Consider the following 12,488-nt stretch of genomic DNA (forward strand, 5'->3'; position numbering starts at 1 on the left):
CGCCCGGCGAGACGGCCCGAAGAAAAGAAAAGGCCGGGCGTCGAGCCCGACCTTTTCTAACCCACCCCTTGCCCCTCCCTTGCAGGGAGGGGAATAAGAGAAGCCATGCCCCTGATCGGCAACGAACCCGCCCGTGAGGCACTCGCCGCCGCTATGCGGAACGGCAACCTGCACCATGCCTGGCTGATCGCCGGGCCCGAAGGGGTGGGGAAGGGGAGTTTTGCCCGCCAAGCGGCGCTGCGGATGCTGTCCGAGGCGGCGGGGCGCGATCATCTCGCCCCCGGCTGGGACGTGCCCGCCGAAAGCCAGACCGTCCATCTCGTTGATGCCGGCGCGCACCCGGATTATCGCGAGCTCGTGCGCCTGCCCAAGGATCCGGACAAGCCCGACGAGGCGTTGGCCCGCTCGATCACCATCGCGCAGGTCCGCTCGCTCCAGGCGTTGTTCGCCACCAAGCCGAGCTTCTCGCCGCGCCGCGTGATCGTGATCGACGCGATCGACGATCTAGAGCGCGGCGGCGCCAATGCGCTGCTCAAGAACCTCGAGGAGCCGCCGGCGGGAACGATCTTCCTGCTGGTGAGCCACGCACCCGGCCGGCTGCTGCCGACAATCCGCTCGCGCTGCCGGCTGCTCCGCTTCGAGGCGCTGAACGACGGCGACGTGGCCGAGATACTCCATGCGCAGCTGCCCGATGCAAGCGGCAGCGAGATCGCCGCGCTAGTGAAGGCGGGCGAGGGCTCACCGGGCCGGGCGCTGGGCTTTGCCGGGCTCGATATCGCCGCGATCGAGGCGGAGATGGTCGCCCTGGCCGAAACCGGCGACCCTTCCAACCAGATCCGTGCCCGCCTCGCCAAGCTGCTCGGCGCCAAGGCCGCGCAGCCGCGCTACGAGGCGTTCCTGGAGCGCGCCCCGAGCTTCATCGCCGAGCGGGCAAGGATGATGTCGGGCGATGCCCTGCGCACCGCGCTCGACGCCTATGCCGCCGCCCGCGAACTGGGCGGGGCGGCGACCGGCCTGTCGCTCGACGCCTCGGCGACGGTATTCGAGATGAGCGGCATCCTTGCCCGGCTGGGACGCGCTTAACGCTGCCTTAGCCATCCGCGGTTATTCCGGCCCCGAAACAGGGGATATCTCATGACCGCGATCACCGGCATCACCGGCATTGGCGCCAACTCGACCTCGCAGGCTGCTGCGACCAACGGCTCCAGCGACCTGAACTTCGACGCGATCCTGGAGGCCTTCAAGAAGGCTGCGAGCGAAACGCCCGAGCAGCGCGCCCGCGACGCGGTGCTCAAGAAGCACGACCTCTCCGAGGAGGACTACAAGAAGCTCCCGCCCAAGGAGAAGGAAGCGATCGACAAGGAGATCGCCGAGGCGGTGCGCAAGGTCCACGAGCGCAAGACTGGCGTGGCGATCGGCGATTCCCCGGTGCCGACGGAGAAGCTGTTCGGGTGATCGTGCGTCTTCCTCTCCAAAGAGAGGGGAAATGTGGCACACTGCCCGTCCTACTTCTTCGTCGCCCCGGCCTTGTGCCGGGGACCACAGTGCCGCAGGGGATGTCCTGGAGCCTCTGTTCCATCGCCAGCCTCCCGGTGGACCCCGGCACAGGGCCGGGGGACGGACGAGGTTATACCGCCTCCGCTTTGCTCTCCAACTTGGTTCCCAAAGGCGGGGAACGGAAGGGGTGAGCTCTATTTCGCTATCAACGGAAGAACTCGGCCTCCATCCCGCTGATCAGCGCCTTCCGCGGCGGTCCGTGCGAGAAATCCAGGGGGAGATTGCCGTCGCCGGGCTTCTCGGCAATGCGCAGCACCGATCCGTGGACGGAAAGCGAGACAGGGTGCGGCGGCGATGCGGCATATTGGCCAAGATATTCCCCGCCGCGAAAGACGAGTATCCTCTGCCCGCCATGGTCCACGGCTGCCTGGGGAGGGCGGTAGCGGTATCGATAGTCGTAGATCGCGTACCCGTCCCTGGCCGTCTTCCCCACCAGCGTGAACGTTGCGTCCTGGGGCGCGCAGATGATCGGGCCGCTGAAATGCCCCGCTGCCAGCGCCTGTCCCATGCCGGCCATGCAGGTGCCCCGCCCAACCGCCGTCGAACTGGCGGAGACCGAGAAAAGGGCGATCAGGGACGTCGCGACAAGGCTCTTCACCGGTTTTCCTTTCTCGCTATCCGGTGCGGCTCGGCAGATGGCGGCCGGAAGCCTATCCGCCACCCCAGCCCAGCAGCTCGTCCGGATCGGGCGTATCCTCCATGTATAACGGCAAGCTCGGCTTCTTGCTCTTCTTCTCGATGATCCGGTCATAGGCGGCATCGCCCTTGCCGCTCTTGTTGAGCTTCATCTCGCGGGTGATGTAGTCGCCGGTCAGCAGGTTCCAGCTGATCTCCAGCCCGTCATGCGCATAGGTGCGGCTGTAGAGCGTCGCGTCGAGCCCGATCAGCCGCATGCGCGGCTTGGGGCCGGGGACCAGCCGGTAGCGATAGACGGTGTTCACCGCGGTGGTGCCGCCGACCAGGTCGGTGATCTTCAGCACGCCCTTGGCGACGCTCACCTCGGCCGCGCCGAGCGGATAGCTGTCGAGCTTGAGCGTGCCGATGGTGACCAGGTCGACATCGAACTCGCCCCTGGCGAGCAGCATCGCCTTGACCGTGCGGCTCTCGTCGCCGCGGCCGATCAGCACGGTGTCGGCCTGGCCGTCCCCGTTCAGGTCTCCATCGGTGCGGCTTTCGACTTCCTCGCCCTTTTCGAGCCAGGACTTGAGGGACTCGTCGCTGATTGGTGAGGCCGTCTGCGCTGCCGCCGGCGTGGCGATAAGCAATGCCGCGAGTGCCCAGATCCGCATCTTGGTGCCTCCCCCTAGGTTCGTGTATTCCATATCCTATTCCGTCACCCCCGCGAAGGCGGGGATCCGGGATTTCTCCGCCGGGCCGCTCTTGGCTCTGGATCCCCGCCTTCGCGGGGATGACGAGGGAAGGGTGTGAGCCGGGGTGACGCGACGAAACTGATCGCCTAAAGGGCCGGGATGGCCGACCCCTTCTACATCACCACCGCGATCCACTATCCCAATGGCCGCCCGCATATCGGGCATGCCTATGAGATGATCGCCGCCGACGCGATCGCCCGTTTCCAGCGCCAGCAGGGCCGTGACGTCTTCTTCCAGACCGGCACCGACGAGCATGGCCTCAAGATGGTCAAGACGGCGCGCGACCGCGACATGACCGCACGCGAACTCGCGGACGAGATGTCATCCTATTTCAGCGAGATGGCCGAGAAACTCGATATTTCGTGCGATCGTTTCATCCGCACTTCCGAAGCCGATCACTACAAGGCCAGCCAGGCGATCTGGCAGGCGATGGCCGATGCCGGCGACCTGTACCTCGATCGCTACGAGGGCTGGTATTCGGTGCGCGACGAGGCGTTCTACGAAGAGAAGGAGCTGGTCGAAGGGGAAGGGGGCGAGAAGCTCTCCCCCCAGGGTACCCCGGTCGAGTGGACCGCCGAGGAGACCTGGTTCTTCAAGCTGTCCAAATACGAGAAGCCGCTGCTCGATTTCTACGCCGCCAACCCGGACTTCATTCGCCCGGAATCGCGCCGCAACGAGATCCTCCGCTTCGTGGAAGGCGGGCTCGCCGACCTGTCGGTCTCGCGCACCAGCTTCGATTGGGGCGTGCCGGTGCCGGGTTCGCCCGGGCATGTGATGTATGTCTGGGTCGACGCGCTGACCAACTACCTGACCGGTGCCGGCTATCCGGACGACCAGGAGCGGCTGGCGCGCTATTGGCCGGCGGATATCCACCTGATCGGCAAGGACATCGTCCGCTTCCACGCCGTCTATTGGCCGGCCTTCCTGATGTCGGCGAAGATCGCGCTGCCGAAGCAGGTCTTCGGCCACGGGTTCATGCTCTATCGCGACCGCAAGATATCGAAGTCCGAGCTTGCGCAGATGGAGCGCCCGCCGGTTGTCGATCCGCTGGCACTGGCGGACTATTACGGCGTCGATGCGTTGCGCTATTTCCTGCTGCGCGATGTGAGTTTCGGACAAGACGGGAGCTTCAGCGACGAAGCGATCGTCACCCGTGCGAACGCCGACCTTTCGAACAGCTTCGGCAATCTCGCCCAGCGCACGCTCTCGTTCATCGCCAAGAATTGCGAAGGCAAGGTCGAGACCGGGCGCGTCGAAGAGGCAGACGGCGTGCTGATCGCGGAGGTCGAGAATGCCTGTGGTGGCTTCATCCGCGCGTTCGAGGATCTGGCGCTCAGCCAGGGCGTCGAGCTGTGGATGGCCGGGGTGTTCGCCTGCAACGCCTATATCGATGCCCAGGCGCCCTGGGGGCTGCGCAAGACCGATCCCGAGCGGATGCATGCGGTGCTGAACACGCTACTGCGCGCGATCCGGCGTCTTGCCGTCACGATCGCGCCGGTGGTGCCGGGCTCGGCGCAGAAACTGCTCGACCAGCTCGGGCCGCAGGGCGACGCGGACTTCCGGATCGCGCCGCCGACCCCCATCTTCCCTCGCCTGGAGCTTAGGCAAGAACCGTGAACCTCGCCGACAGTCACTGCCACCTGATCTACAAGGGCCTGGGCGAGCAGCAGCCTGAGGTGCTGGCGCGCGCCCGCGAGGCCGGCGTCGTGGCCATGCTCAACATCTCGACGCGCGAGCGTGAGTGGGACGAGGTGATCGCCGTCGCCGAGCGCGAGGCGGACGTCTGGGCCTCGGTCGGCATCCATCCGCACGAGGCGGACGAGCATCCCGATGTCGACGCGGCCAAGCTGGTCGAGAAGGCGCGGCATCCACGCGTCGTCGGCATCGGCGAGACCGGGCTCGACTATTATTACGACCATAGCGACCGCGACCGCCAGCGGGCGAGCTTCCGCGCGCACATCGCCGCCTGCCGCGAGACCCAGCTGCCGCTGATCGTCCATACCCGCGATGCCGAGGCGGACACCGCCGAGATATTGCGTGACGAGATGGGGAAGGGGGCCTTCCCCGGCGTGATCCACTGCTTCACCGCGAGCCGGGAATTCTCGGAGATCGCGCTGGGGCTGGGCTTCTACATCTCGATCTCGGGCATCGTGACGTTCAAGAACGCCAAGGACCTGCAGGACACCGCGGCGCAACTGCCGCTTGACCGCCTGTTGATCGAGACCGACGCGCCCTTCCTCGCGCCGGTGCCGCACCGGGGCAAGACCGGAGAGCCGGCCTTTGTCGCGGATACCTGCCGCTTCCTCGCCCAGTTGCGTGGAGAGGATCCCGAGGCGCTGGCCGAGGCGACCCGGGCGAACTTCCACAGGCTCTTCTCGAAGACGCTGGGATGAGGGCGCCGCGGTCCGTTCCCCTTCCGCTTGCGGGAGGGGTCAGGGGAGGGGATGCTCCTTTCCCGACCGCACGGCCGAACAAACCCGCTCCCAGCCCTTCCCGCAAGCGGAAGGGGAGTAAGCGGTGCTGAACTTTCGCCTCCTCGGCTCCGGGACGTCGTCCGGCGTGCCGCGGATCGGGAATGACTGGGGCGCCTGCGATCCCGCCGAGCCCAGGAACCGCCGGACGCGCGCCTCGGCGCTAGTCTGGACCGAGACGACGCGCATCCTGATCGACACCAGCCCGGATTTCCGCGAGCAGGCGCTGGCGGCCGGCATCAGCGATGTCGATGCGGTGATCTGGACGCACGACCATGCCGATCACTGCCACGGCATCGACGATCTCCGGCAGGTGATGCATGCGCGGGCAGGGGAGCCGGTGCGCGGACTGGCCCGGCCCTTCACCCTCGAGCAGCTCGACCGGCGCTTCGGCTATGTCTTCAAGGGCAGCAAGCTCTATCGCCCGACGGTGGCGATCGAGCCGCTGCCCGATGCAATTGCGATCGGCGATATCCATATCCGTGTCGTCGATCAGCCGCACGGGGGGATTACCTCCGCGGGGCTGCGCTTCGAAAGTAACCGAAAATCCATAGCTTATGCTATAGATTTCAATGAGATGACGCAGGATATGCGTAACTTATATCAGGATCTGGATCTCTGGGTGGTCGATTGCCTGCGCCGCTCGCCGCATCCGACCCACGCGCATCTCGATGCGGTGCTCGGCTGGGCGAGGGACCTCGCGCCGCGGCGCGCGCTGCTCGCGCATATGGACAATTCGATGGACTATGCGACCCTCGTCGCCACGCTGCCCGCCGGAGTCGAGCCGGGCTATGATGGCATGGAGGTCACGCTGTGAGCGATGATCGCATCATTCAGCTGCTGCTGTTGCTTGGCGCGCTGATGCTCGCGTTCCGGGCCTTGTCCGCCCAGCGCGTCACCTTGCGCGGCCTCGCCCAGACATTGCTGCTCTGGGGGATCGTCGGCGTGACGATGGTCATCGTGATGTACCACCGCCAGGAACTGGGCGGGCTGCTGGCGCGGGCTTCGGAGAAGCTCGGTTACGAGCAGCAGGTCGTCCAGGGCGATACGGTACGGATCAAGATGAGCCCGGATGGGCATTTCTGGGCGCGCGTGCGGATCAACGGCGTCGAGCGGCGCATGCTGGTCGACAGCGGCGCGACGGTCACCGCGATCTCGCGCGACACCGCCGAGGCGGCCGGCGTCAAGCCGGTGCTGGCGCCGCCGGTGCTGATCGAGACCGCTAACGGCACCGTCCAGGCACAGGAGGCACGAGCAGACGACGTCGCGATCGGGCCGCTATCGACGCAGGACCTGCCGCTGGTGGTCGGCGAGAGCTTCGGCGACCTCGATGTGCTGGGAATGAACTTCCTGTCGCGGCTCAAATCCTGGCGGGTCGAGGACCGCACGCTGATCCTGGAACCGCGCAAGGGAGCCGAGGCGAGGGTGATGATCCCGCGCTCGACCGAACAGGACTGAAGGGCTCGGATTTAGTCGAGTACAACGTTGTCAGCATGGCGCGGTTCGAAGCCGCGCGCCCGGCGCTCATATTCATGCGCCATTCCCATATGGGCGCGGAAGCTCGCCATGCCCTTGGCCCGCATTGCGGCACCACGTGCTTCATCGGCACGCTGCGCGTAATATTTGCTCTCGGTCATGGCAGTTTCCGTAATCATTTATTGCAGAGGTAAGCGGTCGGCCGGATCGCGGCACTCCGTAAAACCGCGTAGTCAGGGATGGACCGTGTGCATTGTGGGTCAAAATTCTGGGGATAGTGCCCATACCGGGTCGGGTACTCTGCCGAGCTATATTTTACATAATGTATATTATCGATCTAAGGCTTTGTAAGCGCGCGCTTCAAGTGCGGCGTTTCTACAAAAGTGAGATTCGCCCAGGCGCGCTTGCGCGATTTGTCCCGCTCCCGGGTCGGCGGCGTATGCCAGGGACGAAGACGAGTCTGACATTGTAGGATCGGTGAAGCCTGAGAGATGTCGACGCGGCGTCAGGTTGGACAATGCTGCGTTGAAGCGCTTCAAATGTAAGCTTTGGATCGCCCTGAGTGGCGGAGAATGACCGCATTGGACAAAATTGTTCTCTTGCGGATTCCGTGCCCCTCCCCTGGCTCCCGCCCCTCCCGCTGCTAAATCGGCGGCAAGCCGAAGGACGATGATCGGAAACGGAGCTACCGGTCAATTGTCCAAGGGCCACCGATCTCGACTGGTTTTGGGCGCGCTGAGGCGCAATGTGTTGGAGATCACTTTGCCACGGGCAGACGCGTCTCAGCTTTGATCCCTCGCTTGTGCGAGGTCCAGCGCGAGCGAAGCGTCAACCTCCGCGCGCATTGTGGTGACAAGCAATTCGTTCAGCTCTGAATCCCGCATATATAGTGCTTTGGAACAGTCAGCATTGAGTGCCTGGGCGCCTACATCGCGGCCGCTTCCACCGCTCAGATAGCCCGCAAGCGCATTACGGTGGCGCGCTTGCCCGTCGAGTCCGATCAGGAAAAACTGGCCCGACTCAAACAGGTAGGAGGCGAGCTGGAGGAGAAAGATACAGGACGACTCCTCAGGTCTTTCGAACATCCTTTCGGATAGTTCCGCTACCGCTTCACGCGCCGTGACTGGCCGCTCATAGAGGATCGAGCCAGTCTCGCTGACCAGTTCAAGCGCCCGCGTGACTGACCCGGTCACCGGCTTGGACTCCCGTCGGCGCCGCGATCGCAGGATTCCGATGGCAGGCGCGATCCGGTCGATCAGCGGCGCAGCGTCGGCGGCGGTCTCCGCCAGGGCCCAGAATTCAGTTGCCTCGTAAAAGGAACGCTGAGCCTCAAGGAGGCCGGCGACGGTGGAATAGACACCAAGCCGCACCCTGCTCGACACTTTCGATTTTCGCTGCCGAAGATCGACCCCACATTTGATCGCTTCTTCGATCCTGCCCCGCGCAATCAGCGATTGGACGTAGATATCTCCCAGCGGTGACAGGACGCTCCGCATATCCTGGCTTCCCTGCGCCAGCAGATCATCCAGGAAGGAATTGCCTGACTGCAGACGGCGACGCGCCTCAATACGTAGCTCCTCATATCGGGTTTCCCGCTCGGGGGTCGCTGCGCCTCCGGCGTTGCGCGTTCGCACGTAACGCGCACTCTCCGGCGGAAGCTCATCGATGGCCCCGCGCAGCCGACGCCCGGCCGCCGGGGTCCATCGCGCGTCAAGAAGCTCGGGTGACTGCTTTAGCTGCAGGCGGGAATAGAGTTCCTCGCCGCGATATAGGGGCGAGTTTTCCTTCGCCGCATAATATTGGACGGCCCTCTCATGGATGGAGCGAAACATATCCGGAGAGACCTTCTTGGAAAGGTCATCGAGCATTTCGCTTCGAACATAATCCAGATGCCACAAGGCGTTAGGGTCATCCTCGTTACGGAAGAACAGCTGCGATTGATCGCGCCTGGCTTCCTCCATGAGCCGCTCGGCGTCAGCAAGGCCGATATTGAGGCCGCATGGAGTTGCGAGCACCTCAACGATGATATTTGCGCTGAGCCGTCTCAGGAGCAGTCCCGGGAGAGCCAGTTCCCGCATTCCCCCACGAAGACGCTTCAGAACGCGCTCGTACAGGATGGCATCCGACCCAAGCTCCTCGCTACGGCATTGCCTGAGCCAGGCTCGCACATCGAACGCGTTGGGATCTTCTCCCATTAATGCGACGGCGAGCCGTAGGCGCAACGGCATCCTGTGCAGCGAGAGCTGCGCCTGATGCGCGGACTCGTCATCGAGCTCGATGCCGTGCTCTTCAGCGGCTTGCTTCAGGTACTGGATCGCCTCGCGTTGGCCGAAGCGGCCGAGTTGCACCTGCGCCGGAGGGTGGCGGTCAGCGAATTCGCCGGGCCTGGTGAAGCTGCGGGACGCATAGATTTCGAAGACATCGGCGCCCGCCCGGCGAAGGAGCTTGCAGAACTCTGGGACGCTCTTGGCAGCATGGTGATTGTAGCTGTCGACCTTTTCGAACGTATCGCCAAACACTGCGATGAGAGGACGTTCATCTCCCAGGCGGATGAGGGAAAGCGCATCTCGAGTGACGGCGAGTTCATCGCGCGCGGCCTCCTGGCTCCGCGACGCGACGCTCAACGACTCCAGGCCTTCCAAGGCACCGCCTCGCGCCAGGTCGAGAAGTCGGCTTGCCTGATCTGGTCGCCACCATTTCGCGAACTGTCGGAGCGCGTCCGCTTGCAACGTCGCCACGCGGGCGTCCTGAAGATCGAAGCGGTCGAAGTCGAAATGCAGAATGGCGAGAGGCCGGCGTGTGGGGTCCTCGTCGTGCAGGCGATCGATAAGGAACTTCGCGATCGCGAAGGACTTCCCTATCCCACCGGCTCCCCGGACCAGGACTGCTGGCCGTCTATCTTCGGGCAGGTCCCAGAGAGTCTCGAGGGTTCGCATCATTCGGCTGCGCCCTACGAAATGCTCGAGGTCCGGCCCGGCGAGGTAGGCCTCAAACGAGGCCAGCCGCTCTTTACGTTCGACCTCTTCCGGGGAGATTGGCGGATTCGCTCCAGCGGCCAGTGCCCAGTGGAGTGCTGTCTTGAGGGCAAGCAACTCTTGCGGCGTCGACAGGTCCGCTGTGGGCAGCGAGTTTAGAAGTCGCTTGAATAGTGACTCCGTGAGCGTCGGCTTCGGCTGCGCCGCGATAAGCGATCGAACGAACGCCAGCCCCGCGATCCTTAGCAGGTCCAGTCTCGTGCCGCTCTTGAGCTTTCTTGCCTCCCGGCCGTCGTGATCAATCGCCGGGGATGTCTCTCGTTCGAGTTCGCTCGCAGCATCCACCGCGAGCTGGATCGCGTCGTCATCGGCATCGGGATGCGAGCCGATCCAGCTGTCTGCCAGTTTCTCTGGATCACATCGCTCGAGCACGGCGGCTCTCAGCAGGATCTCTCGCGCCGGATCGCCCCGGTTGAACAATTCGATCAGGGATGCCGACGCTGGTGAGGTATCTGCATCGGTCATAGGACGCGCAGTTCCCGGCTGAGAGAGATCAGGAGCCGTTCGACCTCTGGAATCGAATTCGGCCAGGCACCATCCTGGACCGCAGCGTGGATCGCATCGACTCGTTGCTGAAGTGTATCAGGATCGAGCGGATTGTCTCCAAGCCCGTTGATCTGCTCCGCCGCCGTCTTCAGCTCGATCGGCAGGAAGTCGGAAAGCTGCTCCACCTCGACGAGGGCGGGTTTCGTCAGGGCGAAGTCGGGACCCCAACCAAGGATGAAAATGGTACAACCCTGAAAGACGCTGTCGCACGCGGCGTCGCATAATGCGCGCAGGAAAGGCACGATGGAGGGATCGATCGGGCGGTCCACGCTATCAAACACGAGCCACAACCGCTCGCCGGCAGGCCGCAGGGCAAGACGCTCAGCAATTGCGCGCGCATAGCGCTGCCCCTTGATCTCAGGGGTTACCCCCACGGAACTCGGCGCCTCGAAGCCGGTGATGTTCGCCTGCTCGACAAGTCCCTGAACCAACTTCTCGAGCCTGCGGTCCTGGTCCGGCCAGGCCGTCAGGTCGAGCCAGACTCTATCGATCCCATGCGTGTTCGCCACCTGACGGATCATGTGCCAGGAATGAGTCCTTCCTGACTGCCGAACGCCCGATACGCCGACGACGGGACGCGGGTGTCCAAGAACCACGTTCTCGTAGAGGACGTTGCGGAGCTGACTCCTGTTCACCATCACCTTGATGTCGACCAGGATGATGTCCCTCGGATCGACGACCACGACCCGCTGGAGCCGTTTGAGCAGCAATTTGACTGCGTCGAGATGCTCATTGTCCGGGAAGCGAAGGCAGAGTTCCTTGGCGACGTCGATGCAGTGGGTTTCGTTCTTTTCGAGGAAACGAATGCATTTCGCGACGAGGAGGGGCCGTGCGGCTGGGGCGGTAATATCCTCAAGCGCAAGGCCGATCGCGGTGAGCAGGAGTTCATCAATCGCATCGACATCGAGGCATGAGGCGAACATGCCCTGGAGGGCTGTTGTCTCTGGTTTCGTGAACTTAGCCATCAGAGCGCCACTCCCTTGGCGCGAGCATCTGCGACAATCAATGAGATAGGCACTGCCTGGTTGATCGGGGGATCGAGATTCGGCCATTCATAGCCGGCATGGTGGAGGGCGATAAGCGTCAACTCGGCGTCGAAGACAGGCGCTCCCGATGAGCCACCGAGCGTATTGGCGGTGTGACGGACCCGCACGTTGTTTCGCCAGGTGACCGCGCCGAGATCGACACGCATGGGCTGTGCATTGGGATGCTGGAGGATCAGGATGCCTTGGCAGTCGCCTGGCGCCGGCGCGAGGTGAGACACACTCGTATGCCCACGCAGCTCGCCGCCGTCGACGATCGGCTTCGAGGCGACCTTTCCCGACAGGTCGAGAATGGCATAGTCGAGAAAGTCGGCGGACTGGGTGACAGGTTCCGCCTTCAGATCGTCCGGGGAATAGGGACTGCAAGCTGCAACCCTTACCGCTGCGATGGAGGTAGGGGGATTAATCTCACCCGCTTCGGTTTCGCGAAAGTCAAACTGGCAGACGACATCGCGAAGCGCGTCGCCATCGATAGCCTTCTCGACAACATGGAAATTGGTCAGGACTAGCGCTTCGCCGATCAAGATGCCCGTACCGTGGCGATTTCCACCGATCCGGATCCGGCAGAGGCTGTTCTCGCGCGCGGCGAGCTTGCGCCGGAAGCTCGCCGGATCGTCGCCGATCTTCCCACCCTGGGTTGGCCGGACCAGCACCTGCAAGGCCTCATGCGGCGGCAGCGTCAGAAGTCCAGCGGCTTCGGCGAGTTCGGTGAACTCGGGAACACTCGGTCGCGCGTCGCGGACGGCTGCTACAAGCTGCTCGATCTGTTGAGCGCGGTTGTAGAACTCCACCAACTTTCGGTTACGAAATGTCGCGTTTTTCGTGGCTGACACGATGTTTTCGAAGCGCTGGTTCAGCCGCCGGGAGAGCAGCACTTCCAGTTCGTCCTGGTCGAACGCATTGCCGATTGCGTCGTCCAGGCGATTGAGATGAGCGAGCTCAAATTGCACGGGCAAGATGCCTCTCTCGCTGACGAAGCGAGCCTGCTGG

The 12,488-nt window shown here is 63.8% G+C and carries 12 protein-coding genes; 6 read left to right on the forward strand and 6 right to left on the reverse strand.

Annotated features, from left to right (window positions below; genetic code table 11):
• The first annotated feature begins 105 nt into the window (after positions 1–105).
• Complete coding sequence (locus J2W22_RS15260) at positions 106–1,083, forward strand: AAA family ATPase (RefSeq protein WP_307119090.1); 978 nt, start codon at positions 106–108, stop codon at positions 1,081–1,083.
• A gap of 51 nt (positions 1,084–1,134) precedes the next feature.
• Positions 1,135–1,455 carry a hypothetical protein gene (locus tag J2W22_RS15265; RefSeq protein ID WP_307119091.1) on the forward strand — a complete coding sequence of 107 codons (321 nt, stop codon included), beginning with the start codon at positions 1,135–1,137 and terminating at the stop codon, positions 1,453–1,455.
• 247 nt (positions 1,456–1,702) lie between these two features.
• Here J2W22_RS15265 and J2W22_RS15270 read toward each other — a convergent pair whose 3' ends face one another.
• Together J2W22_RS15270 and J2W22_RS15275 are read right to left on the reverse strand one after the other, a co-directional pair.
• Positions 1,703–2,155, reverse strand: a complete 453-nt coding sequence (locus tag J2W22_RS15270) for a hypothetical protein (protein WP_307119092.1) — start codon at positions 2,153–2,155, stop codon at positions 1,703–1,705.
• Between the two features lie 52 nt (positions 2,156–2,207).
• The gene (locus J2W22_RS15275) at positions 2,208–2,846 is read right to left on the reverse strand and encodes a hypothetical protein (protein ID WP_307119093.1); all 639 of its coding nucleotides are present in this window, start codon (positions 2,844–2,846) and stop codon (positions 2,208–2,210) included.
• A 180-nt stretch (positions 2,847–3,026) separates the two neighbouring features.
• Between J2W22_RS15275 and metG the strand changes: the two genes are divergently transcribed.
• The 4 genes from metG (at position 3,027) to J2W22_RS15295 (ending at position 6,856) form a co-directional block, all read left to right on the forward strand.
• Positions 3,027–4,544: a methionine--tRNA ligase gene (gene metG / locus J2W22_RS15280; protein WP_307119094.1), complete on the forward strand. Its 1,518-nt coding sequence runs from the start codon at positions 3,027–3,029 to the stop codon at positions 4,542–4,544.
• Complete coding sequence (locus J2W22_RS15285; RefSeq protein ID WP_307119095.1) at positions 4,541–5,320, forward strand: TatD family hydrolase; 780 nt, start codon at positions 4,541–4,543, stop codon at positions 5,318–5,320. Before metG ends, J2W22_RS15285 begins: the two co-directional genes overlap by 4 nt.
• Before the next feature lie 127 nt (positions 5,321–5,447).
• Positions 5,448–6,215, forward strand: a complete 768-nt coding sequence (locus tag J2W22_RS15290; RefSeq protein ID WP_307119594.1) for an MBL fold metallo-hydrolase — start codon at positions 5,448–5,450, stop codon at positions 6,213–6,215.
• On the forward strand, positions 6,212–6,856 hold the full coding sequence (locus J2W22_RS15295; protein WP_307119096.1) for a retropepsin-like aspartic protease family protein: 645 nt from the start codon (positions 6,212–6,214) through the stop codon (positions 6,854–6,856). Before J2W22_RS15290 ends, J2W22_RS15295 begins: the two co-directional genes overlap by 4 nt.
• Positions 6,857–6,867: 11 nt before the next feature.
• Here the strand turns inward: J2W22_RS15295 and J2W22_RS15300 are convergent, their stop codons facing one another.
• The 4 genes from J2W22_RS15300 to J2W22_RS15315 form a co-directional block, all read right to left on the reverse strand.
• Positions 6,868–7,035 (reverse strand): hypothetical protein, encoded by a 168-nt coding sequence (locus J2W22_RS15300; protein ID WP_307119097.1) that lies wholly within the window; start codon positions 7,033–7,035, stop codon positions 6,868–6,870.
• A 621-nt stretch (positions 7,036–7,656) separates the two neighbouring features.
• The gene (locus J2W22_RS15305) at positions 7,657–10,374 is read right to left on the reverse strand and encodes a hypothetical protein (protein ID WP_307119098.1); all 2,718 of its coding nucleotides are present in this window, start codon (positions 10,372–10,374) and stop codon (positions 7,657–7,659) included.
• The gene (locus tag J2W22_RS15310; RefSeq protein ID WP_307119099.1) at positions 10,371–11,420 is read right to left on the reverse strand and encodes a hypothetical protein; all 1,050 of its coding nucleotides are present in this window, start codon (positions 11,418–11,420) and stop codon (positions 10,371–10,373) included. Before J2W22_RS15310 ends, J2W22_RS15305 begins: the two co-directional genes overlap by 4 nt.
• Positions 11,420–12,448 (reverse strand): trypsin-like serine peptidase, encoded by a 1,029-nt coding sequence (locus J2W22_RS15315; RefSeq protein WP_307119100.1) that lies wholly within the window; start codon positions 12,446–12,448, stop codon positions 11,420–11,422. The genes J2W22_RS15310 and J2W22_RS15315 overlap by 1 nt, the downstream gene beginning before the upstream one ends.
• Between the last annotated feature and the right edge of the window lie 40 nt (positions 12,449–12,488).

The sequence above is a fragment of the Sphingomonas kyeonggiensis genome, assembly GCF_030812785.1.
Lineage (GTDB): Bacteria > Pseudomonadota > Alphaproteobacteria > Sphingomonadales > Sphingomonadaceae > Sphingomonas > Sphingomonas kyeonggiensis_B.